The organism is Streptomyces sp. NPDC031064 (assembly GCF_055570965.1).
This window is the reverse complement of the sequence record NZ_JBVIGF010000006.1, coordinates 115,361-140,568: the sequence shown is the minus strand read 5'-3', so window position 1 is coordinate 140,568 and position 25,208 is coordinate 115,361. Positions and strand designations below refer to the sequence as shown.

General features: G+C 73.0%; 23 protein-coding genes. 11 read left to right on the top strand and 12 right to left on the bottom strand.

Features of this window, described 5'->3' with window-relative positions; all coding sequences use genetic code 11:
• Positions 1-21 precede the first annotated feature (21 nt).
• Positions 22-1,182, top strand: coding sequence for a calcium:cation antiporter (locus ACZ46W_RS22385; protein ID WP_468340120.1), 1,161 nt, complete (start codon positions 22-24; stop codon positions 1,180-1,182).
• On the opposite strand, the gene ACZ46W_RS22380 is transcribed toward ACZ46W_RS22385, so the two are convergent.
• Together ACZ46W_RS22380 and ACZ46W_RS22375 are read right to left on the bottom strand one after the other, a co-directional pair.
• Positions 1,172-3,520, bottom strand: coding sequence for a penicillin acylase family protein (locus ACZ46W_RS22380; protein ID WP_468340118.1), 2,349 nt, complete (start codon positions 3,518-3,520; stop codon positions 1,172-1,174). The genes ACZ46W_RS22385 and ACZ46W_RS22380 overlap by 11 nt on opposite strands.
• A gap of 144 nt (positions 3,521-3,664) precedes the next feature.
• Positions 3,665-4,771, bottom strand: a complete 1,107-nt coding sequence (locus ACZ46W_RS22375; protein ID WP_468340116.1) for a glutamate--cysteine ligase 2 — start codon at positions 4,769-4,771, stop codon at positions 3,665-3,667.
• A 125-nt stretch (positions 4,772-4,896) separates the two neighbouring features.
• Here ACZ46W_RS22375 and ACZ46W_RS22370 point away from each other — a divergent pair, with 125 nt between their 5' ends.
• Positions 4,897-5,589: a restriction endonuclease gene (locus tag ACZ46W_RS22370; protein ID WP_468340114.1), complete on the top strand. Its 693-nt coding sequence runs from the start codon at positions 4,897-4,899 to the stop codon at positions 5,587-5,589.
• A 24-nt stretch (positions 5,590-5,613) separates the two neighbouring features.
• On the opposite strand, the gene ACZ46W_RS22365 is transcribed toward ACZ46W_RS22370, so the two are convergent.
• From ACZ46W_RS22365 to ACZ46W_RS22350, 4 genes are all read right to left on the bottom strand, one after another.
• Positions 5,614-6,153 carry a DinB family protein gene (locus tag ACZ46W_RS22365; protein ID WP_468340112.1) on the bottom strand — a complete coding sequence of 180 codons (540 nt, stop codon included), beginning with the start codon at positions 6,151-6,153 and terminating at the stop codon, positions 5,614-5,616.
• A gap of 38 nt (positions 6,154-6,191) precedes the next feature.
• Positions 6,192-7,499 carry a phenylacetate--CoA ligase PaaK gene (gene paaK, locus ACZ46W_RS22360; RefSeq protein ID WP_468341130.1) on the bottom strand — a complete coding sequence of 436 codons (1,308 nt, stop codon included), beginning with the start codon at positions 7,497-7,499 and terminating at the stop codon, positions 6,192-6,194.
• Between the two features lie 143 nt (positions 7,500-7,642).
• Positions 7,643-8,110 carry a GNAT family N-acetyltransferase gene (locus tag ACZ46W_RS22355; protein WP_468340110.1) on the bottom strand — a complete coding sequence of 156 codons (468 nt, stop codon included), beginning with the start codon at positions 8,108-8,110 and terminating at the stop codon, positions 7,643-7,645.
• 57 nt (positions 8,111-8,167) lie between these two features.
• Positions 8,168-9,793 (bottom strand): acyl-CoA synthetase, encoded by a 1,626-nt coding sequence (locus ACZ46W_RS22350; RefSeq protein ID WP_468340108.1) that lies wholly within the window; start codon positions 9,791-9,793, stop codon positions 8,168-8,170.
• Between the two features lie 166 nt (positions 9,794-9,959).
• On the opposite strand from ACZ46W_RS22350, the gene ACZ46W_RS22345 reads away from it, so the two are divergent.
• The 5 genes from ACZ46W_RS22345 (at position 9,960) to ACZ46W_RS22325 (ending at position 14,753) form a co-directional block, all read left to right on the top strand.
• The gene (locus ACZ46W_RS22345) at positions 9,960-10,760 is read left to right on the top strand and encodes a crotonase/enoyl-CoA hydratase family protein (RefSeq protein ID WP_468340106.1); all 801 of its coding nucleotides are present in this window, start codon (positions 9,960-9,962) and stop codon (positions 10,758-10,760) included.
• 465 nt (positions 10,761-11,225) lie between these two features.
• A complete protein-coding gene (locus ACZ46W_RS22340) occupies positions 11,226-12,194 on the top strand; it encodes a Zn-ribbon domain-containing OB-fold protein (RefSeq protein ID WP_468340104.1) in 969 nt (322 codons plus the stop codon).
• Entirely contained in the window at positions 12,194-13,249 is a 1,056-nt protein-coding gene (locus tag ACZ46W_RS22335; protein WP_468340102.1) for a thiolase domain-containing protein, read from the top strand. The genes ACZ46W_RS22340 and ACZ46W_RS22335 overlap by 1 nt, the downstream gene beginning before the upstream one ends.
• Complete coding sequence (locus ACZ46W_RS22330; protein ID WP_468340100.1) at positions 13,239-14,408, top strand: thiolase domain-containing protein; 1,170 nt, start codon at positions 13,239-13,241, stop codon at positions 14,406-14,408. Before ACZ46W_RS22335 ends, ACZ46W_RS22330 begins: the two co-directional genes overlap by 11 nt.
• A 102-nt stretch (positions 14,409-14,510) precedes the next feature.
• Complete coding sequence (locus ACZ46W_RS22325; RefSeq protein ID WP_468340098.1) at positions 14,511-14,753, top strand: DUF397 domain-containing protein; 243 nt, start codon at positions 14,511-14,513, stop codon at positions 14,751-14,753.
• Positions 14,754-14,767: 14 nt separating this feature from the next.
• Here the strand turns inward: ACZ46W_RS22325 and ACZ46W_RS22320 are convergent, their stop codons facing one another.
• Together ACZ46W_RS22320 and ACZ46W_RS22315 are read right to left on the bottom strand one after the other, a co-directional pair.
• Positions 14,768-15,331, bottom strand: a complete 564-nt coding sequence (locus tag ACZ46W_RS22320) for a hypothetical protein (protein WP_468340096.1) — start codon at positions 15,329-15,331, stop codon at positions 14,768-14,770.
• A complete protein-coding gene (locus ACZ46W_RS22315; protein ID WP_366127094.1) occupies positions 15,328-15,705 on the bottom strand; it encodes a PadR family transcriptional regulator in 378 nt (125 codons plus the stop codon). Before ACZ46W_RS22315 ends, ACZ46W_RS22320 begins: the two co-directional genes overlap by 4 nt.
• 135 nt (positions 15,706-15,840) lie before the next feature.
• On the opposite strand from ACZ46W_RS22315, the gene ACZ46W_RS22310 reads away from it, so the two are divergent.
• From ACZ46W_RS22310 to ACZ46W_RS22295, 4 genes are all read left to right on the top strand, one after another.
• The gene (locus ACZ46W_RS22310) at positions 15,841-16,440 is read left to right on the top strand and encodes a CGNR zinc finger domain-containing protein (protein ID WP_468340093.1); all 600 of its coding nucleotides are present in this window, start codon (positions 15,841-15,843) and stop codon (positions 16,438-16,440) included.
• Between the two features lie 100 nt (positions 16,441-16,540).
• The gene (locus tag ACZ46W_RS22305) at positions 16,541-16,942 is read left to right on the top strand and encodes an ACT domain-containing protein (RefSeq protein WP_468340091.1); all 402 of its coding nucleotides are present in this window, start codon (positions 16,541-16,543) and stop codon (positions 16,940-16,942) included.
• Between the two features lie 125 nt (positions 16,943-17,067).
• A complete protein-coding gene (locus ACZ46W_RS22300; RefSeq protein WP_064070633.1) occupies positions 17,068-17,568 on the top strand; it encodes a hypothetical protein in 501 nt (166 codons plus the stop codon).
• A gap of 33 nt (positions 17,569-17,601) precedes the next feature.
• Entirely contained in the window at positions 17,602-17,997 is a 396-nt protein-coding gene (locus tag ACZ46W_RS22295; RefSeq protein WP_366127097.1) for an RNA-binding S4 domain-containing protein, read from the top strand.
• Between the two features lie 199 nt (positions 17,998-18,196).
• On the opposite strand, the gene ACZ46W_RS22290 is transcribed toward ACZ46W_RS22295, so the two are convergent.
• The 4 genes from ACZ46W_RS22290 to ACZ46W_RS22275 all read right to left on the bottom strand — a co-directional run bounded on the left by ACZ46W_RS22290 (position 18,197) and on the right by ACZ46W_RS22275 (position 25,190).
• Positions 18,197-20,584: a terpene synthase family protein gene (locus tag ACZ46W_RS22290; RefSeq protein ID WP_468340089.1), complete on the bottom strand. Its 2,388-nt coding sequence runs from the start codon at positions 20,582-20,584 to the stop codon at positions 18,197-18,199.
• A gap of 117 nt (positions 20,585-20,701) precedes the next feature.
• On the bottom strand, positions 20,702-21,121 hold the full coding sequence (locus ACZ46W_RS22285; protein ID WP_468340087.1) for a hypothetical protein: 420 nt from the start codon (positions 21,119-21,121) through the stop codon (positions 20,702-20,704).
• A gap of 200 nt (positions 21,122-21,321) precedes the next feature.
• Entirely contained in the window at positions 21,322-23,235 is a 1,914-nt protein-coding gene (locus ACZ46W_RS22280) for an N-acetylmuramoyl-L-alanine amidase (protein WP_468340085.1), read from the bottom strand.
• Between the two features lie 179 nt (positions 23,236-23,414).
• Positions 23,415-25,190, bottom strand: coding sequence for a PP2C family protein-serine/threonine phosphatase (locus tag ACZ46W_RS22275; RefSeq protein WP_468340083.1), 1,776 nt, complete (start codon positions 25,188-25,190; stop codon positions 23,415-23,417).
• Positions 25,191-25,208 lie beyond the last annotated feature (18 nt).

Here is a 25,208-nt window from a genome sequence, read left to right as displayed (position 1 = left end):
CGCTCTGGCAGCGTGGCGGCCATGAGTACCGGCACGGGCGGCACGGGCGGCACGGGCGGCACGGGCACGGACACGGCCACGGACACCGGCACGGCGGGGCTATCGCACCAGTGGACCACGTGGGTGCCGGTCGTCGCCGTGCTCGTGCTGGCCATCGGCTGGGGGCGCGACCTGCCGGGGCCGGTCGTCGCGGTCGTCGGGCTGTGCCTGATCGGCTCCGTCCTGTCGGCCGTGCACCACGCCGAGGTCGTCGCCCACCGCGTCGGTGAGCCGTTCGGGTCACTGGTCCTCGCCGTCGCGGTGACCGTCATCGAGGTAGGGCTGATCGTCATGCTGATGGCGGGCGGCGGCGACAAGGCGTCCACCTACGCCCGGGACACCGTCTTCGCCGCCGTCATGATCACCTGCAACGGCATCGTCGGCCTGGCCCTCCTCGTCGCCGCCCTGCACAAGCGGCGCGTCGCCGTCTTCAACGCCGAGGGCTCCGGCGGCGCGCTCGCCACCGTCCTCACGCTCGCCGCCATGACCCTGGTGCTGCCCAGCTTCACCACCAGCCAGCCGGGCCCCGAGTTCACCGGGGCGCAGTTGGCCTTCGCCGCCGTCGCCTCACTCTGCCTGTACGGGATCTTCGTCGCCGTACAGACCGTCCGCCACCGCGACTACTTCCTCCCCGTCGCCCGCGACGGCGACACGACCGGCGGCGACGAGCACGCCCCGCCGCCCACCCTCCGTCAGACCTGGTGGAGCCTCGGCCTGCTCCTGGTGGCCCTGGTCGCCGTCGTCGGAAACGCCAAGCTCGTCTCACCCACCATCGAGGACGCCGTCGAATCCGCCGGCCTGCCCAAAGCGGTCGTCGGTGTCGTCATCGCCCTGATGGTGCTGCTCCCCGAGACGCTGGCCGCCGTGCGCGCCGCCCGCCGCGACCGCGTGCAGACCAGCCTCAACCTGGCGTACGGCTCCGCCATCGCCAGCATCGGCCTGACGATCCCCGCGATCGCCCTGGCCACCGTCTGGCTGTCCGGGCCCCTGGTCCTCGGGCTGGGCCCGCTCCACCTGGCCCTGCTCACGCTCACCGCCGTGGTGAGCGCCCTGACCGTGGTGCCCGGACGAGCCACTCTCCTCCAGGGCGGCGTGCACCTGGTGCTGTTCGCCGCCTTCGTGTTCCTGTCGTTCAGCCCCTGACGCGGACGACCCTCAGCTCCGGATCGGTCAGGATGTCCCTCTCGCAGAACCGGGCCGTCACCCACCGCTCGCCCGAGAACAGCGCCGTCTGGTCCCCGAAGCGCGGAGAGAGGGGGTTCGACGACTGCGCGTACGTCAGCAGGGTCCGCGCCACCGGGCACCGGCCGCCACCCCAGCCGACCGCCTGCACGTGGCTCGTCCCGTGCGCCACCTCCGTATAGCCTCCGCCCGCCGCGTTCCACACCGGCTCGATCTTGTTCCAGACGCCCAGCATCTCCGTACCGCCGTGCACGGGCACGCGCTTGCCGCCCCGTACCACGAACTGGTGGTCGCCCAGCGGAGCGTCCAGCGGGATCCCGGCCGCCCGCAGCTCGGCGACCGCGTCCGTCAGCGCCTTCGCGAAGGCGGGCGCACCGGTGTTCAGGGTGTGCGGCGTACGGACCGGGTCGGCCGCCGAGAACGGCACCTTCCACAGCTCGGCCGCCGGAACGGACGCCGTGAGCCGGCGCCAGAAGCGGTCGAAGAGCAGCGCGCCCCGGCTGCCGGTGTCCATCGTGCGGTCCCACCGCCCGAGCACCTCGCACGCCCGGGGGTCGTCCGGGAGTACGGCCGGGCACGCCTTCGCCACGTCGGCCGCCGCCAGGTCCCCGGCCGGCACCCGGTTCGCGAACTGCTGCCGTTGCAGATCCGCCACGGTCAGCCGGCCCTGCGCGGCCATCGCCGCCACGTCCTCGACACCGCCCCGGGTGCGCAGCGAACGCGGCGTCGCGATCGTCCCGAACACCCGCTCGTAGCCGGTCAGCGGCCGCTCGGCGTTGGTCAGCCACGCGCTGTCGTTGGAGTTCACGGCGTACGGCGCGTCCTGGAGCACCGGCACCCGCGACGGCCCGAAGATCCCCGGCTGCACCGCGTCCGGGTCCGAGCCCGGCGCGCACTCGGCGCGCGAACCGTCCAGCACCGCCACACCCGACGCCGGGTACGTCACCGTGCCCAGCGGCGTCGAACAGCGCCGTGCCAGCTCGTCGGTGATGCGCGGCAGCACCTGCGACTGGGTGAACAGTGTGTGGCCGCCCGCGTCCGCCGCGATCGTGTTCACCCACGGCAGGCCCTGCGTACGCCGCAGCGCGTCCAGCACCCCGCGCGCCGAACCGGCCCTGGCGAACCCGAGCGCGGAGTCCGTGCCGCGCAGGTTGGCGGCGTTGGGGTCGTTCAGCGCGTACGCCCTCGTCGCCGACCACGGCAGCGGCAACGACGCGCCCAGCGAGGTGACGACCGGCCCGTACCGGGTCCACCACTGGGTACGGGTGACGGGGGCGCCACCCTTGACGGGCACGGTGACCGTCCGCTTCCTCATCCGCTCCGGCCTGCCGTCGACCAGGTACACGGTCGGGTCGGCCGGGTCCAGGGCGAGCTGGTGCAGATTGAGCGTGACGCCCGTCGCGACCGTGTGGCTCCACGCCACCTTGTCGGTGAAACCGATGTTGACGGCCACCGTGCCGAGCAGGGAGCCGCCCGAGACGTTCAGCTCGCCCGGGATGGTCTGCTGCGACTGCCAGAACCGCCGGCCGCCGTGCCAGGGGTAGTGCGGGTTGCCCAGCAGCAGGCCGCGGCCGTTCGCGGTGGTGGCCCCGCTGAACGCCACCGCGTTGGAACCCATGCCGGCGCCGCGGGCGCCGTCACCGCTGCCGGCGGCGAACAGGGCGCGGGCCGCCCGCGCCGCACGGGCCGGGTCGACGGGTGCCACCGGAGCGCTGCCCGGCGGCCGCGCGGCCGTGATGCCGTCCACGGCGCGCCCCTGTCCGCCCAGCACGGCGAGGGCGAAGCCGCGCCGGGCCACGTCCAGCGCCGTCACCGGGCGGACCCAGGCGGCGCCCGCGCAGGCCGGGTCGGTGACGCGGTTCTGCCGCAGCCAGGCGTTGTAGCCGGCCGCCCAGCCGCGCATCAGCTCCTTCGCCTCGCGGCTCGGGCCGGCCGGAGCGGGCGCGGCCAGCAGCCGCTCCACCGTCCCCGCGTCCCGTACACCACGGAAGTACAGGTCACTGGAGAGGTTCGTCCTCGCGGACGACAGGGAGCCGTCGGACGCGGCGTCCGGCCCGAAGTGGCGCGAGCGTTCGCCGCGTACGGTCACGAAACCGTCGGCGAGAACGCACACCTGGTCGGCGGCCTGCGCCCAGCCGGTGCCGAAGCCGAGGTTGGCGTAGTCCTTGGCCAGGATGTGCGGGATGCCGTACTCGGTGTACCGGATGACGGCCGACAGGCCGCCGCCGTTGTGACGTTCACCCGGTACGGCGGGATTCGCCGTACCGGCCACGGTCGCGAGCGCGACGACGGCCGGCACCAGGCGTCTTCTCAGGAGAGGCCTTCTCAGGAGAGGCCTTCTCAGGAGAGGCCTTCTCAAGCGGGTGCGGAGGGGCAACGTTCCTCCCAACGGGACGGGGATGAAAGCGCGCTGGGCCATGCACCCACCCGTCGGACCGGCCTGTCAACATCCCGTTCGGTATCCGTTGGTGAGGCGGACGCACTCGGTGACCACCTCGCGCAGGTCGCCGGTCCGCCGCAGCAGGTCCCGCTGGATCCGGGCGCCGTTGCCGGTCTTCAGCAGAACGGCCAGCGCCTCCTGCGCGGGCACCACGTCACCACTGTCCTCCAGCGCGTCCCTGACGTGGTCGAACAGCGCCCGCACCACCGCCTCCGCCGGCGCGGGCCGCATCGTCACCGGGTGGATCAGCTCGTCCTCCAGCCCCGACCGCGCCGCCCGCCAGGAGGCCAGCCGCAGCAGCGCCACACCGTGCCGGGCCGGCGGCTCACCGTCGCGCCACTGCCGCGCCGCCGTTTCCACGAGGCCGCGCACCAGCGTGGCCAGCAGCACCGTGGTGGACGGGTCCAGACAGACGTCCGCCACCCGGACCTCCACGGTCGGGTACGCGTGGGACAGCCGGGCGTCGAAGTACACCATCCCCTCGTCCCGCAGCACCCCGCTCGCGACCATGTCGGCGACCTGCTCGTGGTACCGGTCGGCGGAACCGAAGATCTCCACCGGACCGGCCGAAGGCCAGCGCCCCCACACCCGGTTGCGGTAACTGGCGTACCCGCTCTCCTCACCCTGCCAGAACGGTGAGTTCGCGCTCATCGCCAGCAGCACCGGCAGCCACGGCCGGATGCGGTCCAGGACCGCCACGCCCTCCTCGTCCGACCCCACCGACACGTGTACGTGGCAGCCGCACGTCAACTGCTCCTGGGCGGTGAGGCCGAAGTGCTCCTTCAGCCACTGGTGGCGCTCGCCGGTGCCGATCGCCGGAGAGACCGGCAGCGGTGAGGTCGCCAGCGCGGCGATGGACGCGTCCAGCCCCTCGGCGTGCCGCGCCGCCTCGGCCCGGCACCGCCGGATCTCCTCGCCCAGGTCACCCATCACGGTCTGCGGGCGCGTGGCGAACTCCAGTTGCTGCCGCTGGAGTTCACTCTCGAACACCTCCTCGTCGCCGTGCGGATCCCGGGACGCGGCCGCCAGCACGGCCGCCGACAAGGCCCTCGGCTCCCCGCTCGCGCTGTCCACCAGCAGCAATTCCTCCTCGACACCCACACTGCGCATGACGCACCTGCCTCTCCGACGACGATGAGCGTCGTTTGCCCCCGATCCGGTGCGTCACGCCCACCTGCCGGGGCATACGGGCACCACAAGATCATTCACCGGTGAGGTGAGAAGGGAGCCCGCACATGGCGATACCCGTCCGCAGGCCGGGCACGGACCGAGCCACCCGCCCGGGCGCGCCCCGCCCGCGCTTCAGCCTCCGCGACACCGCGCTGGGATTCGGTCTGGTGGCCATCGCCCTGTGCGGTGCGGGAGCGATGGCGCGGGCGGCGGTCGGTGACACCGCCGACGTGCCCGCCGCCGCCCTGGCCGTGGTGGGCACCCTGGCGATCGCCCTGGCCCTGGTACGCGCGGCCCGCCGGCGCCCCGCCCCGGCCGCCCCACCAGTGGAGTCGCCCGTGTACGTGGACGTGGACTACGCGGCCATGGACGCGGACGCCTTCGAACAGGCGGTCGCCGACCTCTGCGTACGGGACGGCTGCCTGGACGTCGAGGTCGTCGGCGGTGCGGGTGACCTGGGCGCCGACGTGGTGGCCACCGCGCCCGACGGGCGGCGCGTCGTCATCCAGTGCAAGGCGTACGGCCCCGACCACAAGGTGGGCTCCCAGGACGTGCAGCGCTTCGGCGGCACCTGCTTCGCCGTGCACGCCGCCCACGTCGCGGCCGTCGTGACCACGAGCGAGTTCACCGAACCGGCCACCGACTACGCCGCCCGGTGCGGCATCCTCTGCGTCGACCGGCAGGGTCTGGACGCCTGGACCGACGGCACCGGCCCGGCACCCTGGCTCGGGGTGCCCGCCCCGGGTGCCGGGTGCTGAGCCGCCGACCGGGGACGCGGGCTCTCACCGCTGGGCGGTCGTGCTCGCCCCGTCCAGTGCTTCCCGGATGATGTCCGCGTGCCCGGCGTGCTGGGCGGTCTCCCTGATCAGGTGCAGCAGGATCCGGCGCACCGGCCAGTGGACCGTTTCGGGCGGGGACCACGGAGTCCTGGGAAGGGGCACGCTCCTCGACATGTCCGGCAGGGCGCGCACGGCCTCCTCGGTCGCCCGCGCCGCGGCTGCGTACTCCTCCAGCAACGCGGGGAGGGTGTCTGCCCGGGCCATGCGGTACTGCTCCATGTCGAGCATGCCGTCCGGCAGTTCCCCGTCCCCCTTGACCAGGACGCGCGTCCACACCTGCTCACCTCGGGCCATGTGCTTCATGATCCCGCCCAGGGTGAGTTCGCTCACCGTCGTGCGCTGCGCGGCCTGCGCGTCGGTGATGCCGCGGACGGTGATGAGCAACAACTCGCGCTGCTCGGCGAGCGCTCGCAGCAGTTCGCCGTGCTCGTCGGGGTGCTCGTCGGTGAGGTGGAAGGGCTGGTGCGCCGAAGAAGCGGTCATGGAACGACAGTAGGCCGCATATAGGTCGGATCATGTCCTCACTGCGCGGCGGTCGGCGAGGCCGGGCGGAGGTCCACGATCCGCTTGATCTTCCCCACCGACCGCTCCAGCGTCTCCGGGTCGACCACTTCCACCTCCACCGACACCCCGATCCCGTCCTTCACGGCCGCCGCCACCGCCCGCGCCGCCTCGGCGCGCACCTCGCGGCTCGCGTCCGCCCGTGCCTCGGCGCGCACGGTCAGCGCGTCCAGTCGGCCCTGGCGCGTCAGCCGCAACTGGAAGTGCGGGGCGAGGCCCGGCGTACGCAGCACGATCTCCTCGATCTGGGTGGGGAAGAGGTTCACGCCGCGCAGGATCACCATGTCGTCGCTGCGCCCCGTGACCTTCTCCATCCGCCGGAACGCCGGACGCGCCGTCCCCGGCAGCAGCCGCGTCAGGTCACGGGTGCGGTAGCGCACGACCGGCATGGCCTCCTTGGTGAGCGAGGTGAACACCAGCTCGCCCCGCTCGCCGTCCGGCAGCACCTCGCCGGTCAGCGGGTCGACGACCTCCGGGTAGAAGTGGTCCTCCCAGACGTGGAGGCCGTCCTTGGTCTCCACGCACTCCTGGGCGACCCCGGGGCCGATCACCTCCGACAGGCCGTAGATGTCCACCGCGTCGATCGCGAACCGCTCCTCGATCTCCCGCCGCATCTCCTCGGTCCACGGCTCGGCCCCGAAGATGCCCACCTTCAGGGACGTGGAGCGCGGGTCGACCCCCTGCCGCTCGAACTCGTCCAGCAGCGTCAGCATGTACGACGGCGTCACCATGATGATCTCGGGCCGGAAGTCCTGGATGAGCTGCACCTGGCGTGCCGTCATGCCCCCGGAGGCGGGAACCACCGTGCAGCCGAGCCGCTCGGCGCCGTAGTGCGCGCCGAGACCGCCCGTGAACAGCCCGTACCCGTATGCCACATGGACGGTCTGGCCCGGCTGCCCCCCGGCCGCCCGGATCGACCGGGCCACCACGTCCGCCCAGGTGTCCAGGTCGCGGTCGGTGTACCCCACGACGGTGGGCCGGCCGGTCGTTCCGCTGGACGCGTGGACCCGTCGTACCCTGGACCGTTCGACCGCGAACATCCCGAAGGGGTAGTTGTCGCGCAGATCGGCCTTGGTGGTGAACGGGAAACGCGCCAGATCGCCGAGCGTACGGCAGTCCTCCGGGCGCAGCCCCGCCTTGTCGAAGGCCTGCCGGTAGAAGCCCACGTTCTCGTAAGCGTGGCGCAACGTGGCCCGGAGCCGCTCCAGTTGGAGCGCCTCCAGCGCCGCGCGGTCGAGCTCCTCCCCGGCGTCGAGCAGGTCCGTCATCCGTCGCACGCTCCGTCCTTCCGGCCGAACCACACCGGACGACCGATCATTCGGTCGATCCATTCCGGATCAGTAATCCAAGTCGGCGGCCCGAAGGCAAGGGGTGGGCGGCACTTTTCTCGTCGCGGGGGCCGCCCCGGCGACTACGGGGTGACGGGGATGACCAGCTCCGGACGGTCCCACATCACGGCCGGCGGATTGGCGGTGACCGTGCCGACCCGCCGCGCGCCCACGCTGCGGTAGAAGCCCTCGGAGGGCGGGTGCGAGACGACCCGCACGGCGTTCACCCCGGCCGCCCGCGCCCGCTCCGTCATGTGGGCGATGAGCCGGCGGCCGACACCGAGCCCCTGGGCGGCGTCGGCGACGAACATGAGGTCCAGCTCCGGCGGGGACAGGATGAGCGCGTAGAAGCCGAGCACGCGGTCGTCCTGCCCGGCGGCGACGTACACCTCGTGGGCGTCGATGTAGTCCGGCCCCACCCGGTAGCCGGCCACCATGGGCGCGTAGGGGCCTTCGTAGGCGCGTGAATTGCGCACCAGGGAGGTCAGCCGCTTCGCGTCGCGGGCCGTCGCCCGCCTGATCCGCAGCGGTGCGGTGTCGGCCCCTGTCATACCCGAAGTCATGTGGAGAGTATTACTCTCCTGCCCGCTCGTTGGGAAACGGGCAGGTCAAAGCCCTGCTGCCGCGGCCTCCGCCACGGACCTGGCCCAGCGGTAGTCCGCCTTGCCGCTGGGGGAGCGCTGGATCCGGTCGGTGATCACGAGCTGCCGTGGCACCTTGTACCCGGCCAGCCTGGTGCGGCAGTGGCCCTGGATGTCGTCCAGGGAGGGTCGCTCCGCGCCCGGGCGCAGTTGCACCACGGCCGCCACGTGGTGGCCCCACCGGGAGTCGGGGACGCCCGCGACCAGCGCGTCGTACACATCCGGATGCGACTTGAGTGCCTGCTCGACCTCCTCGGGGTAGACCTTCTCGCCGCCCGTGTTGATGCACTGCGACCCGCGCCCGAGGACGGTGACGATCCCCTCCTCGTCGACCGTCGCCATGTCACCCAGCAGGACCCACCGCTCCCCGCCCCGCAGGAAGAACGTCTCGGCGGTCTTGACGGGGTCGTTGTAGTAGCCGAGCGGCACGTGGCCGCGCTGGGCGACGCGTCCGACCTCTCCCGGCGCCACCGGTTCGTGCGTCGCCGGGTCGACCACCTGCGTACGGCCGTTGACCCGCACCCGGAACCCCTTGCCCGCACCCGAGTCGTCCGTCGCCGTGCCGTTGAAACCCGACTCGGAGGACCCGAAGTTGTTCAGCAGCATCACGTGCGGGACCAGCGCCAGGAACTGCTCGCGCACCGTCTCCGACATGATCGCCCCCGACGACGACACGCTGAACAGCGACGACAGGTCGACCCCCGTCAGCGGCCCGCTCAGCGCGTCGATCAACGGCCGCAGCATCGCGTCGCCCACCAGCGACACGCTGGTGACCTTCTCCTTCTCTATCGTCCGCAGCACCTCGTGCGGCACGAACTTGCGGTGCAGCACGACCCGCTGGCCGAAGTTGAAGCCGATGAACGCGGTGAGCGTCGAGGTGCCGTGCATCAGCGGAGGAGTGGGGAAGAAGGTGATCCCCTCGCCGCCCGCCGCGACCCGCTCGGCCAGCTCCTCGGGGCACTTCACCGGCTCTCCGGTCGGCGCGCCACCGCCGAGGCCGGAGAAGAACAGGTCCTCCTGGCGCCACATCACGCCCTTGGGCATACCGGTCGTGCCGCCCGTGTAGATGATGAACAGGTCGTCCCCCGACCGTGGCCCGAAGCCACGTTCCGGCGACCCGCCCGACTCCGCCTCCCTAAACGCGGCGCACACGAGCTCCGGTGCGTCCTCGGGCGCCGCCCCCACCCGCACCAGATGCCGGAGCCGCTCGGTCTTCGGCAACGCGGCCGCGACCCGCCCGGTGAACTCGGCGTCGAACACGAGCCCCGCCAGATCGGCGTCCCGGTAGAGGTAGACCAGCTCCTCCTCCACGTACCGGTAGTTGACGTTCACCGGCACGAGCCGTGCCTTCAGGCACCCGAGCACCGTCTGCACGTACTCGACCCCGTTGTACAGGTGCAGCCCGACGTGCTCACCGGCTCGCAGCCCCGCGTCCAGCAGATGGTGGGCGATCCGGTTGGCGGCGGCGTCCAGCTCCGCGTACGTCAGGCGGCGCTCCGCGCCCGTCCCCGGATGGTCGAGGTGGACGAGCGCCTCGCGGTCCGGGACCACGTCCACGACCGACTCGAACAGGTCGGCAAGGTTGTACTCCACCGCTCCTCCTCCACCCCGGCCCATCACTGGCTCGCGGTCATTAGAGCGCCGCCGCCCGCAAGTGGGAAGGGACCGCACCAAAGAATCTGACTGAGTGTCAGAAACCTATTGAACTGACACCCCCACTCCTGCAACCTGTTCTGGATCCGGAACCGGGAGGACGGCCATGAGCGGTACGGAACACCTCACCGTGCGGCGCGAGGGCGCCACACTGATACTCACCCTGAACAGGCCCGAGGCGAAGAACGCCCTGTCCCTGTCCATGCTGGTCGGGCTGTACGACAGTTGGATCGAGGCCGACGAGGACGACGCCATCCGCTCCATCGTGCTCACCGGAGCCGGCGGCGCCTTCTGCGCGGGCATGGACCTCAAGGCGCTGGCCGGCAACGGCATGGCCGGCCAGGAGCACCGCGAGCGCCTGAAGGCCGACCCCGACCTGCACTGGAAGGCGATGCTGCGCCACCACCGCCCCCGCAAACCGGTGATCGCCGCCGTCGAGGGCCACTGCGTGGCCGGCGGTACCGAGATCCTCCAGGGCACCGACATCCGCGTGGCCGCCGAATCCGCCACCTTCGGGCTCTTCGAGGTGCGGCGCGGCCTCTTCCCCATCGGCGGCTCCACCGTCCGCCTGCCGCGCCAGATCCCGCGCACCCACGCCCTGGAAATGCTGCTCACCGGCCGCCCCTACACCGCGGCGGAAGCCGAGCGGATCGGCCTGGTCGGCCACGTCGTGCCCGACGGCACGGCCCTCGACAAGGCCTTGGCCATCGCCGAGCAGGTCAACGCCTGCGGCCCGCTCGCCGTCGAGGCCGTCAAGGCCTCCGTGTACGAGGCGGCCGACCTCCCCGAAACCGAGGCCCTCGCCGCCGAACTCAAGCGCGGCTGGCCCATCTTCGACACCGCCGACGCCAAGGAAGGCGCCCGCGCCTTCGCCGAGAAACGCCCCCCCGTCTACCGCCGCGCCTGATCCACGGCCGGCCGTCGGCAGCCGGCAGCCGGCCGGGGCGCGGCCGTGCAGGGCCCCGGAGGGGGGGGGCGGCGGCAATGGGGCCCCGAGAGGCCCCCAAGGCCGCCGCCCCGTGGGGGTGCCCCCTCTGGGGAAGAGCCGAGCGTGGAGGGGCCCCGCCCCACCCACCGACAGGACCCGCCCGGGCCCACCCGCCGCCCTCGGCCCCCTGCCCGGCACCGCCCACCGGCTGCCCACCGCCGGAACCCCGCCGCCCACCGCCCGCCCGGCACCGCTCGCCGGCCGCCCCAACCGCAGCCGCACCAGAAGCCACCCCGCCACCCCGCGCCCGCCCCAGAAGCCGCCCACCGCCCCCGTTGCCCGGCACCGCCCGCCAGCCGCCCCGCCGCCGGTACCGCCCCCGCCCGCCCCCGCCCGCCCCAGCGAGCCGCGCCCGCCGCGTGCGCGGAGATCGGAGCACCGCACATGACAGCCGCCCCCGCGCCGGAGACTCTCCGCGCGCCCCTCGTCGTGGAGTTCCCGTTCACCCGCTCCCTCGGACCCGTCCAGTCCGCCTTCCTCACCGGCCTGCGCGAACGCACCGTCCTCGGCGTCCGGGCCACCGACGGCAGGGTCCTCGTCCCGCCCGTCGAGTACGACCCCGTCACCGCTGAGGAGATACGCGACCTCGTCGAGGTCGCCCCCACCGGCACCGTCACCACCTGGGCCTGGAACCCGGCGCCCCGCCGCGACCAGCCCCTGGACCGCCCCTTCGCCTGGGCGCTGGTGCGGCTCGACGGCGCCGACACCGCGCTCCTGCACGCCCTCGACGCACCCGGCGGCCCCGAGACCGTACGCACCGGAATGCGCGTCCGGGTCCGCTGGGCGGAGCACCGCACCGGTGCCATCACCGACATCGCCTGCTTCGAACCGTACGAGGGCGGGAGCGAGCCCGGGCTCCGGCCCCGCCCCCACACCGGCCGGTTCGCCGACTCCGTCACCGGCATCGTCGCGCCCGCCCGGCTCGACTACACCTACTCGCCCGGCCGCGCCCAGAGCGCCTACCTCAGCGCCCTGGCCGGCCGCCGGACCGTCGGCGAACGCTGCCCGTCCTGCCGCAAGGTATACGTCCCACCCCGTGGCGCCTGCCCGACGTGCGGCGTCGCCACCACCGAGCAGGTCGAGGTCGGCCCGCGCGGCACGGTCACCACGTACTGCATCGTCAACATCAAGGCGAAGAACCTCGACATCGAAGTCCCCTACGTCTACGCCCATATCGCCCTCGACGGCGCCGACCTCGCCCTCCACGGACGTATCGGCGGCATCGCCTACGACCAGGTGCGCATGGGGCTGCGGGTCGAACCGGTCTGGACCGACGACAGCCGCTACCCCGACCACTACCGGCCGACCGGCGAGCCCGACGCCGACTACGACACCTACAAGGAGTTGCTGTGATGCGCGAGGTCGCGATCGTCGCCTTCGCCCAGGCCGACCACCGGCGGCGCACGGACGACCTCTCCGAGGTCGAGATGCTCATGCCGGTGCTCCACCAGGTCCTGGACCACACCGGCCTGAAGACCGGCGACATCGGCTTCACCTGCTCCGGCTCCTCCGACTATCTCGCGGGCCGGGCCTTCTCCTTCACCATGGCCCTGGACGGCGTCGGCGCCTGGCCGCCCATCTCCGAGTCGCACGTGGAGATGGACGGCGCCTGGGCGCTGTACGAGGCGTGGGTGAAGCTGCTGACCGGTGAGGCCGACACCGCCCTCGTCTACTCCTACGGCAAGTCGTCGCCCGGCCCGCTCCGGGACGTGCTCACCCGCCAGCTCGACCCCTACTACCTCGCCCCCCTCTGGCCCGACTCCGTCTCCCTCGCCGCCCTCCAGGCGCAGGCCCTGATCGACGCCGGCGACACCGACGAGCCGCAGCTCGCCGCCATCGCCGCCCGCAGCCGGGCCTCGGCCGCCGACACCAACCCGCACGCCCAGCTCCGCGGCCCCCGCCCGCACGGCGACTACCTGGTCCGCCCGCTGCGCACCGGCGACTGCCCGCCCATCGGCGACGGCGCGGCCGCCGTCGTCCTCGCCGCCGGGGACCGGGCGCGCGAGCTGTGCGACCGGCCCGCCTGGATCCGTGGCATCGACCACCGGATCGAACCGCACGGCCTCGGCGTGCGCGACCTCACCGACTCGCCCTCCACCCGCCTCGCCGCGCAGCGCGCCGGCGCCTTCGACCGGCCCGTCGACACCGCCGAGCTGCATGCCCCGTTCACCTCCCAGGAGGTCGTGCTGCGCAAGGCGCTGCGCCTCGACGACAGCGTCCGGGTCAACCCCTCCGGCGGCGCCCTGGCCGCCAACCCGGTCATGGCGGCGGGCCTCATCCGGCTCGGCGAAGCCGCCGCCCGTATCCACCGGGGCGCCTCCGACCGTGCCCTCGCCCACGCCACGTCCGGCCCCTGCCTCCAGCAGAACCTGGTCGCCGTCCTGGAAGGAGAGCCCCGTGCCGCATAAGGAACCCGTGGCCGTCGTCGGGGTGGGCCAGACCAAGCACGTCGCCGCCCGCCGTGACGTCTCCCTCGCCGGACTCGTCAGGGAGGCCGCCCAGCGCGCCCTGCTCGACGCCGAACTCACCTGGGCGGACATCGACGCCGTCGTCATCGGCAAGGCCCCCGACTTCTTCGAGGGCGTGATGATGCCGGAGCTGTATCTGGCCGACGCCCTGGGCGCGGCCGGCAAGCCGATGCTGCGCGTCCACACCGCCGGCTCGGTCGGCGGCTCCACCGCCCTCGTCGCCGCGAACCTCGTCGCGGCCCGGGTCCATTCCACCGTCCTCACCCTCGCTTTCGAAAAGCAGTCCGAGTCCAACGCCATGTGGGGCCTCTCGCTGCCCATCCCGTTCCAGCAGCCGCTGCTGGCCGGCGCGGGCGGCTTCTTCGCCCCGCACGTGCGCGCGTACATGCGGCGCACCGGCGCACCGGACACGGTCGGCTCCCTCGTCGCGTACAAGGACCGGCGCAACGCGCTGAAGAACCCGTACGCGCATCTCCACGAGCACGACATCACCCTGGAGAAGGTCCAGGCGTCCCCGATGCTCTGGGACCCCATCCGCTACTCGGAGACCTGCCCGTCCTCCGACGGCGCCTGCGCCCTCGTCCTCACCGACCGGGCCGGTGCCTCCCGTTCACCGAGGCCACCGGCCTGGGTGCACGGTGGTGCCATGCGCAGTGAGCCGACCATGTTCGCCGGCAAGGACTTCGTCTCACCGCAGGCCGGCAAGGACTGCGCGGCCGACGTCTACCGGCAGGCCGGGATCGCCGACCCACGCCGGGAGATCGACGCCGTGGAGATGTACGTGCCGTTCTCCTGGTACGAGCCGATGTGGCTGGAAAACCTGGGCTTCGCCGCCGAGGGCGAGGGCTGGAAGCTCACCGAGTCGGGCGTCACCGAGCTCGACGGCGACCTGCCCGTGAACCCCTCGGGCGGCGTCCTGTCCACCAATCCCATCGGTGCTTCCGGCATGATCCGCTTCGCCGAGGCGGCGCTCCAGGTGCGCGGGCAGGCGGGGGAGCACCAGGTGCCCGGAGCCCGCCGTGCCCTGGGGCACGCGTACGGCGGCGGGGCCCAGTTCTTCTCCATGTGGCTGGTCGGTGCCGAACCGCCCGCCACCTGAGTGCCGCGTCACCGCCGCAGGACGGCCGCGTGCCGCGCCCTGTCCGTGACCGGACCCGATGGCTAGTCTGAGCGCGGACGACGAACCGGGAGGAGCAGGCACGTGGCGGAGACCATCACCACCCAGCAGCAGCTCGCAGGATGGGAGAAGCCGGACCTCGACCTCAGCAACGCGGACTGGCAATCGGGCAGTCAGGGAACGGGCGACGTCCAGATCGCCTTCGTCGAGGGATTCATCGCCATGCGCAACGGCGGCCGTCCGGAGAGCCCGTCACTGATCTTCACCCCCGCCGAGTGGCGCGCCTTCGTGCTCAACGCCAGGGAAGGGGAGTTCGACCTCACCTGACGGTGGTCGCCGGGTCAGTCACTCCGGTCCGCCCGCTTCCGGGCACGCGCGTCGGCGACGGCGAGCGCAACCCCCGGCAGTATCAGCAGGACCGTGACCCACAGCGGCATGGGGAACAGCGGCTCGTCGCCGGCCAGTCTGTCCGCCACCAAGGCGGCCGGCAGGCCGACGACGGCCGCTACCAGCCAGCTCTTGGCCATCCCCAGGGAACCCTGCCGCAGCTCCATGGTCACCGTGACCGCAGCGACGGCCACCAGCAGGGCGAGCCGGCCGGCGGTGACGGGGAGCGTGGTGGTTCGCCACAGCAGGTGGGACAGGAGCATCAGCACGCCCACCACGGACGGCACTATGGCCGCGAGCCGTGCCGCCCTCAGGTGCAGTGGCTGCCGCGCCCGCGCCCAGGACGCGGCGAACGCCTTGACGTCGCCGCCGACCACGTCCTCCGGCCCCCGCCCGGCCGCCGCCGCGTCCTCCAGGTGGGCGGACAGCTCGGCGAGCATCTCCCGCACGGAGGCGTGGTCGATGCCTCGGTACGCCCAGTTGGCACGGCAGACCGCCAGTACCCGTTCGTTGGTCATGGTGTGGATTCCCCCGTCTTCTTCCTGTCCGCCAGGACCCGGCCGGCCTGGGCGGTGAACTCCCGCCAGACAGCCCGGCCGCGGGTCAGTTCCGCTTCGCCGGCTGCCGTCAGCCGGTAGTACTTGCGCGGTGCTCCGCCGCTCGACGACGGGGCGCGGTACGACTCCACGAGCCCGCCCCGCTCCATCCGCGCGAGCAGCGGATAGATGCTGCCCTCACTGACGAGCTCCAGCCCGCTTTCCGTCAGCGCCTCCACGAACTCGTAGCCGTAGCGGGGCCTTTCGCCGATCAGCGACAGCAGGCACAGGTCGAGCACTCCGCGCAGAAGCTGACTGCGCCGCTGGTCACCGGTCGCCGGCAGCTCCTTTGTCATGCGACACATGATAGTCACGCTCTGTCATGCGGCGCAAGACTCATGCGGCACAAGTCTCATGCGGGGCAAGAATGATACCGTGCAAGACTCTTGTGGCGAACGGTAATGGTCGCGGACCGCGATACCGTGAGCCGCATGGCCGCACACCCGCTCGCGCTGGACCTCGCCCTCACCATCCGTCATGACGGCCGGGGCGGCGTCGCCGACGACCTCCAGCACCCCGACGGCCTCACCACCTGGATCCGTGAGCACGCGGACGCCCTCGACGCCGTACCCGGCGCCGCCCGCTTCGCCGCGGACGGGGACACCCTCGCGGCCGTCCGCGAACTGCGCGCCGCCGTCCGCGCCCTGTTCGCCCGCGCCGTGCCCGGCGACCCCAGCCCCGCCGACGCCCGGCGCCTGCTGCCGGTGGACACCGCCCTCCAGCGCCTGAACGCGGCCGCGGCGGCCGCCCCCGCCGTACCTCACCTGGCCTGGCCCGACGGAGCCGACCCGACGGCCGGGTGGCGCCGCGTCGACCCGGCGTCCGCCTCCGCCCGTGAGGCGCTGTGCGCCGCCCTCGCCCAGGACGCCATCGCCTTCCTCGCCGGACCGGACCGCTCCCGGCTGCGGGCCTGCCACGCGCCACGCTGTGTGCGGTACTTCCTCAAGGAGCACCCCCGCCAGGAGTGGTGCAAACCCGCGTGCGGGAACCGCGCCCGTGTCGCCCGCCACCACGAACGCCACCACGCCTGACCCGCCACCAGGCCCGACCGAGCCCGCGCACCCCGGACCGCCACCGCACCCCGCAGCGCCACCACGCCCGGCGGCGGCTGTCCGTCCTAGGGTGAGGAGCATGAGTGGAGAACGCGACCTGAAGCGGCTGCTCGCCGGCATGCGACCCGAGCTCAACCCGGGGCACTTCGTCTTCGTCACCGTCGACGGCCCCGCCGTCCCGCCCGGGCTGCACCCGGTCGTCACGGTCGCCGAGTCGGAGGGCCTGACCCTGGTCGTCCCGCAGGACGAGGCGGACGCCGCCTCGCTCCCGTACCACTACGTGGCCGGCTGGATCACGCTGCGGGTCCACTCCGCCCTCGACGCCGTCGGGCTGACCGCCGCCGTCTCCCGGGAGCTCGCCGACGCCGGGCTGAGCTGCAATGTCGTGGCGGGCTACCACCACGACCACCTCTTCGTCGAGTACACCCGGGCGGGCGAGGCCCTCACCGCCCTGCGCCGCCTGGCGGAACGCTCCGCCTGACCGGCCGGTCCCCCGAAACGGTGAATCACGGCGGCTCCCGTGGCCCTTGTGCCGGGGCCGTGCCGACGGGCGGGGAGCGCGGGGCCGGGCGCCGCTCGGCGGGTCCGGGCACGTACCATGGCGACATGTCCTTCCTCCGCCGCCGCAGCGCCGCCACACCCGCGGGCCCGGACTTCGACGTCCTGGCCATGGACCCGGGCGACTGGCCCGGCAATCTCGGCGCCGGTCTCCTCCCCGCCCCCGACGGCACCTGCCAGGGCGTGTTCCTGCGGTACGACCTGTTCGGCGGCCGCGGCCCCGCGATGATCATCGGCAACCTCCCCGAGGGCTCCCCGGCCCGTGAGCTCGCGGAGGGCCAGATCCCCTTCGAGGTCGCGCAGCTCCTGGCGGCGCTGGAGAACGACGAGCCGGTCGAGGTCGTCGAGACCGAGGACGTACCCGTGATGCAGGGCGACAACCTGCTGATCGTGCGCCGTCTGAAGCTCTCCGAGAGCCGGATCTCCTGCGTGCAGTTCGACCGCAGCGACAACGTGCTGGTGACCATCGCGAGCTGGGACCGCCCCATCACCGACGACCTGTACGCGCTGCTCAAGCCGCTGCCCGCGGAGCTCTTCCAGCAGGGCTGACCCGGCCCTCCGACGCGGATTAGAGTCGGCGGCATGGCAGCGAACGAGGGGAAGACGACCGGCACCGCCCGGGTCGATAGCTGGATCTGGGCGGTACGGCTCACCAAGACGCGCTCGCAGGCGGCCACGGCCTGCCGGGCCGGTCACGTACGCGTCAACGGCGAGCGCGCCAAGCCCGCCCAGACCGTGAAGCCCGGCGACGAGGTGCGGCTGTTCCACGCCGGCCGCGAGCGCATCGTCGAGGTGAAGCAGGTGCTCACCAAGCGGGTTGGTGCGCCCGTGGCCGCCGAGGCGTACGTCGACAACAGCCCGCCCCCGCCGCCCCGCGAGCACGTGGCCCTGGCGGGCGTCCGCGACCGTGGCGCCGGCCGCCCCACCAAGCGGGAACGCCGCGAACTGGACCAGTTGCGCGGCATCCGCCCGTCCTGACGACCGCCACGGCCGACCCCCGCGGCGCGCATACTCCGCGGCGTGACCGCCACGGCCGACCCTCGCGGCGTGACCGCCCCGGTGCGAGCCCCACCGTGTGACCGCCACGGCGCAGACTCCGGGGCGTCACCGGCACGGCGCCCCCCACGGCGCCCCCGCACGGCGTCACCGCCACGGCGCCCCCCCCACGGCGTGACCGCTACGGCGTGACCGCTACGGCGTGAAGAGCGCCGCCCAGCCGGGCCGCCGAGGTTCCCAGCCCCGTCGGCCCGCCCGGCAGCCCCGCGCCCGGCAGGTCCCCACCCGGCAGGCCCGCACCCGGCAGCCCCGCGCCCGGGAGGCCCGCGCCCGGCGCCGGTACGCCCGGCGCCGCCACACCCGCCATCTCGCCCGCCGCCGCGCCCACGCCCGCCGCCGCGCCCACGCCCGGCGCGGGCGCACCCGCCGGGGGTCCGGTCAGCAGCCGGGCCGTACCCGCGCCCGAGCGGACGTCCTCGTCCCGGTAGCGGCGGACGTTCCGGTGCCAGTTGAGGATGCCGGCGAGCCAGTCCTCCAGCTCCCGGACGTACGTGTCGAGCGCGGCCCGGCCCGCCTGGTCCAGCTCGAACCGGTCGCTCAGCACCGGGAGCTCATGCTCCTTCACATGCTCGAACTGGCGCAGCCGGCCCCGCATCAGGTCGTCGATGATCTTCACGCCCGTCGGGTAGTCGCAGTCGAAGAAGGTCTGCACCACCAGGACCCCGTTGTGCACCTCGCCCTCGACCTCGATCTCCTTCTGGTACGAGAAGAGGTCGTTGAGCATGGTCGCGTAGTCGGACACGGAGTTCTCCAGGCTCCGGATCGTCCCGCTTCGCAGCAGGTCCGCCGGCAGGGCGTGCTGGTGCCGCAGCCGCGACAGGCTCATGGTGAGGTCGGAGCCGAAGGTCAGGCGCCGCATCTCGATGTAGTCGACCGGATCGGGCACCCGGTGCTGGGCCTGGTTGTGCAGCTCCCACAGCCAACTGTCCAGCATGTCGTCCATCGCCCGGCGCAGCGAGGCGCGGGCGTCCGGGCCCATGGGCCCCGTGGTGCGCCCCCACAGGTCGGCCAGCGACCGCTCCATCGGGCTCTGTGCCCCGGCCGCGGCCGCCTCCGGGTCGTCGACCGGCATGCAGCCCTTGAGCCGCTCGGTGCACAGCTTCGCCCCGGCGAGGTCACGCGGCCGCCCGAAGACGATCGGGTAGTAGTCGTCGCCGTACGTCCCCCAGGTCAGCCACTCGGCGCTCAGCTCCAGTTCCTCGACGGTGGCGTCCGGGTCGAGCCCGGCCGCGCACAGGGCGAGGTCGAAGCCGGCCATCAGCCGCTCGTCCCAGATGTCGTCGAGCAGACCCATCCGGCCGGCCCACTCCAGGGACTTGGCGCGTGCGTCGTCCAGGTGCGGGCTGAGGGCCAGCGGGTAGGGCAGGTCGAACTCCGGCAGCAGCGAGGGGCCGACGTGCTGGTGCGGCACATGCGTGAGGGAACGCCGCCGTGCCTCCGCCGGCCTGCCGAAGAGCGTCGTGATGTCGAGCGCCGAGGTGCCCAGCACCCCGCGGAAGAGCGAAGGCCCGCTCTGCGCGCCCTCGTTCATGTAGCGGCTGGAGCGCATGTGCCACTCGTGGCCGCCGGACTGCCAGTCCTGGAGGCCCTTGGCGTACGCGGCGACCGCGGCGCACTCCTCCGGGCTCAGGCCCTTCTCCACGCACAGTTCGGGGACCTCGGTCAGCGCGGTGTTCTCGAACTGCTGGAGCCGCGAGGTCAGCAGGTCGTTGACCGCCTCGGCGGCCTCCTGGGTCGTGCAGTCCAGGAACTTCTCCAGCACCAGGACGCCGTTGCTGTTCTCGCCCTCGTCCTCGACCTCGCGCTGGTACGAGAAGAGGTCGTTGCGCAGGTGGACGGCGTCGGCGAACGCGTCCCGCAGCACCCGCAGCGGCCGGGCGTCCGCCACCGCCTCCGGCACCTCGGCGCCGGCCGCGTACTCCACCAGGCCGGCGGACCAGGGCGCGCCGCCGACCTTGCGGCGCATCTCGATGTACTCGACGGGGTTGGCGATCCGCCCCTCGTTGATGTTCGCCAGTTCCCACAGGGACTCGTTGAGCAGGTGCTCGGTCGCCTCGGCGAACCGGGAACGCCAGGCGGACGACATGCTCGGCACGGTCCGCGTCCACAGGTCGGCGAGCCCTGCTTCGACCGGGTTCGTCGGCTCGGGCATCGGAGCGGAGAGGTCCAGCGGCATGAAGGCCGGCATCCGGTCCAGGTACGCCGTGCCGCCCGCCAGGTCCTGGGTGCGCTTGAACACCTCCAGGAAGTGGTCGTCGAAGAAGAACACCCAGACGTACCAGTCGGTGACCAGGGACAGCGCCTCGGCGTCACAGTCGGGGTGCGTGTACGCGCACAGCAGGGCGTAGTCGTGGGAGTCAAGATCGTGTTCCTCCCAGATCCCCGACCCCTCCAGCATCCCCATCCGGCGCGCCCATTGTTTGGTGTGGGAACGTGCCGTCTCCACATGGGGATTGAGGCGCGCCGGATACGGCATGTAGAAATCCGGCAGAACGAAGGGCTGTGCCATGCGTACGGGGCCTTTCACGGGAGGTGGACATACCGCGCCACCCCCTACCCGACGCCGGCAGGGCCCACGCCGCAGACCGGGTTAGTCATATGAACGCCAACTGGAGTGACTCGTGTGTCAGATGGTGTCTCCTGAGCCCTCTGAGCCCTTGCCGGCGGCCTTCTCCGTCCCGGGGAACCGCGCCCCTCTGCGGAGGAACTCGGCCCGGAAATCCTGCCGGGGGATACCGCTGAACGAGAACGAGCCGTCCTTCGCCCGGTCGCGCAGGAGTATCTGGTCGCACGCGCCGCAGTACTTGGTGTGGTCCGTGTACTGCTTCCGTGCCCGCTCGGCCCTCGTGTCACCGGCGCGTACGGCGGCCCGGCTGCGGTGGGCGGCGAAGCCCAGCACGACACCGGCGAGCAGGGCACTCCACGCGATGCCCCCGTTGAAGGCGGCGAGCACGAACAGCACGGCGAGACCCGCCAGGAGGTACGTCCGGTGATGGCGGCGCGGGTCGAGCTGCGCCACGCCCAGCGGCTGGGGGAGATTCACCATGGGAGACCCGGGATGGAGCCCCTTCCTGCGGAAGCAGGTGTCCATCTCTCCGTTCGGGCAGTCCGCCACCGTTCCCCCTCGAATCGCACGGGTGACACCAACTGCCTATTCGTCCTGCCCATACCGGGAATCTGATATGCCCGGCGCGGCGGTGGGCGGCCACATCCGGCCACCCGCCGCGCACCTCCGTGTCGCCCCCCTCAGACGCGGGACACGGTGACGTCCGACGCCTTGACGAAGGCCACCCGGTGACCGAACTGGATCTCGTAGTACGCCTCCTCGCCCCGCACCACCCGGTGCCCGGACGTGTCGAAGGACGGGGCGTAGTAGTACTCGCCCGGCACCCGGTCGCCCACCACGTACCGCTGGCCCGCGAGGAGCCGGTACGGCAGCGGCGACACCGACTGGACCGGCACACCGGCCGGGTAGGCGGACGCCTCGGGGTAGGCCCGCCCGTAGACGGGGATGTCCACGCGGCCCTCCCTCGGTGTCAGGACCCAGCCGCGCGCCGCCACGGCCACCGGCCGCGTACGGGGGTCGTGGAACCAGGCCTTCTGGCCCAGGTACCAGACCGCCGTCCACTCCCCGCGCCGCTCCGCCACCGCGTAACTCTGGCCCGTCGAGGCCCGCGCGCCCGTGTCGTTGACGCCGGTGGTCGAGTCCTGGCCCCCCGGCCGCAGCCCGATGTCCTTGACGAGGGGAGCGCTCTCGCTGGGCTCCGTGTGCAGCCGGACCGCGCCGCTGCCGTGCGGCGGACAGGCCTCACCGGGCTTCACGCACCCCGTGTAGAGCGGCTGGTGGGCGGCGTACCGAGGGCGGATCGTCACGACCTCGCTGTGCGGGCCCGCGGTCGGCGTGAAGGGCCGGCCCAGCAGCTCGAAGTAGTGCGCCCAGTCCCAGTACGGGCCGGGGTCCGTGTGCATGCCCCGGACCGCCGCCGCCGTCGGACCGGGCACATTGTCGTGGCCCAGGATGTGCTGCCGGTCCAGCGGAACGCCGTACCTCTTCGCCAGGTACCGCACCAGCCGCGCCGACGTGCGGTACATCGCCTCCGTGTACCAGGCGTCCGGCGACACCAGGAAGCCCTCGTGCTCCAGGCCCACCGACTTGGCGTTCACGTACCAGTTGCCCGCGTGCCAGCCGACGTCCTTCAGCGGTACGTGCTGGGCGATATGACCATCGGACGACCGCAACGAGTAGTGCCACGACACATACTCCGGGTCCTGCACCAACCGCAGCGTCACGTCCCAGGTCGCCTCGGTGTCGTGGACGACGATGTAGTCCACCGACTGGGAGGCGGGCCGGTCCGCCTTGTCGTGGTTGCCGTAGTCGCCCTCGCCGAACTCCTCGTACGGCGCCGGGACCCACTCGCACGCCACCGTCCGCGGACACTCGGTCCCGCTCGTCCGCGCCGTCCGCAGGCCGAGCCCGGCGGCCTGCGCTGTCTGAGGAGCGACATCCGGGGCGGCGGCCAGGGACACCACCTGCCCGCTGTCCGTCGTACGACGCTCACCCGAACGGATGATGTCATACACGTCATTGGCGTACGTCGTGGCGGTCGCCGTGTCATCGGCGCCCGAGTAGCGCGCCACCGCGCCGTACCAGTCGCCCGGGTCGCCGCTCGCCGGGTGACCGAGCTCCCGCTGCGCGGCCGCCAGGAGGGCCGCGCCGCCCCGGATGTTGGCGGACGTGCCGGTGCGCAGCCGCTCGGGGGAGAGCCCGGACAGCTCGGCCGCCCGTTCCAGCGTCCGCAGCCGGGGCGGCAGCGCGGACGGCTCGGGCGACTCGGCTTCCGTCACGTGCTTGGCGCTGCGGGAGGCGTCACCGCGCGCGTCCTCCGCGCCGTGCGAGTGGTGCGGTGCCGAGGCCAGCGCGGTGCGGGCGTCCGTGAGGTGCATGGGCCCGTAGCCGCCGGTGACGCTCGGCGCGCCACCGTGCCCGTCCCAGCGGGACTGGAGGTACGAGACGGCCAGCAGCACGCTCTGCGGCACCCCGTACTCGGCGGCGGCCGCCGCGAAGTCGCGCTGCAACGCCCCGGAGCCGGGTGGCCGCCCGGCCGTCGCGGACGGCGCCGCGGACACCAGCGGCAGCAGCAACGCGGCGGACGCCACCACCGCGCCCGCCCTCCGTACCCGCAGTGACTGCCCAACGTGCCGTAACCGTCGACGAGCGGGAGCGGACAAGGCGGCCTCCTGGGACGGGTGGTGTGCGGCAGGACCGTACAGGCGTAGCGCCTGCCGGACCACCCGTCAATCAGGGGCGCAGCGCGGGAAATCGGCCCGTCGCCAACGCCTCAGTCGACCCGCACCGCGAGTAGACAGGCGTCGTCGTCGTGGACGCCGCGCTCGTACTCCTCGGTCAGCCGGTCGACGATCCGCCGGGGCGGCAGACCGCTGCTCGCCGCCAGCAGCCCCGTCAGCGCGCTGATGCCCTCGGTGATGTCCTGGCCGCGCCGCTCGACCACCCCGTCGGTGTACAGCAGCAGCACATCGCCCCGCTCCAACCGGAATTCCGCCGTCTCGTATTCGTGCCCCGGCAGCACACCCAGCAGCGGACCCCGGTGATCCGTCGGCAGCGCGTAGGCGCGGCCCTCACGCAGCAGCAGCGGCGCCGGGTGTCCCGCACACGTCCACCGGAGGACCCGGTCGTCACTGATGTGCCCGACCGCCATGGTGGCCGTCGCCGACGTGGGGTCGCTGCACACCAGCTCGTTCAGCCAGGTGGTCACCTCACCGGCGCACGCCCCCGTCTGGGCGAGGCCCGCCATCGCGTGACGCTGCTGTGCCATCCGGGCGACCGCCTCCAGCCCGTGCCCGCTCGCGTCCCCGATGGCGATCAGCGCCCGGCCGTCCGGCAGCGGCCGGCACTTGTACCAGTCCCCGCCCACCGCGGCGTCCGGCTCGGCGGGCAGGTACGCCGCCGCCACGGTCAGGCCCAGCTCCGCCAGGCCTTCCGAGTACGTCGGCAGCAGCGCCTCGCGCAGCGCCGACGCGACATGCCGCTCCGCCGCGGCCTGCTGCCGCAACTGCTCCGTCTCCACCTGCTTCTCCACCAGCCTGCGGCGGCTGCGCATCTGGGGAGTCAGGTCACGGGCCACGATCTGCAACGCCCACGGACGGCCGTCCGTGCCCGCCACCGGCCGGCCCAGCAGGTCGACCGTACGGATCTCGCCCAGGACCAGGAAACGGATGCGGGTCCAGGCGGGCTCCTCACCCGCCAGCACCGATGCGATGAACTCGCCGAACGGCCCCACGTCGGCCGGCACCAGCGCGTCGCACAGCTCCAGCAGCGACCACGGCAGCGCGGGGTCGGTGCGGAAGACCCGCTGCAACCCCTCCGACCACGTCACCGACCCGGACAGCAGGTCCCAGCGCCCCCACCCCATGGACGCCAGGTGCTGCGCGTCGATGGTGAGGAGCTCCGCCTGGCTGCGCACCGGGCGCCACGTCGTCAGCACCTGGTCGCCGCACGACGACGCGTAATGCACGAGCTGTACGCGCCTGAGGCTGCCGTACCGCTCCTCGGTGTAGTCCACGACCAGGCCGTTCAGGGCGCGGCCCGTGGCCAGCACCTCCCGCAGCGCGGCCAGCAGCCCCCCGGCGGCCGCGCCCGGGCGGGCCTCCCCGAAGAAGCGCTGGCCCACCTGCTGATCCGGCGAGAGCAGCCATTCGGCCGAGCGGATGTGGTTCCCGGCGCGGATGACGAAGTCCGTGATCCGGCCGGAGTCGTCCCGCACCGGACTCAGCAGGGCCGCCGACACCGGAATGGCCGGCAGCGTCGCGCACAGGCACCTCCAGGGGTCGTGCCCCTCGCCCGCGTCCACGCACGTGTGCGGGGCGCCGTAGCCCTGGCCGCACGGGCACTGGGCCGTCCGGCCACCGCCGCCGGCCTCCCCGGACGGCGCGGCTCCCTGCCCGGGTGCGCCGGTGGCGCCGGGGACGCGGTCGGCCGAGGGCTCGGCGACCCCGGCCGTCTCCGCCTTGCGTCGTACCTCGGAACGGAGCGTCGCGATCTCGCGCTCGATGAACGCCTTCAGCGACGCCACGTCGGCGGTGTGCGACCGGGTCATGAGGGCGTCACGGCCCCG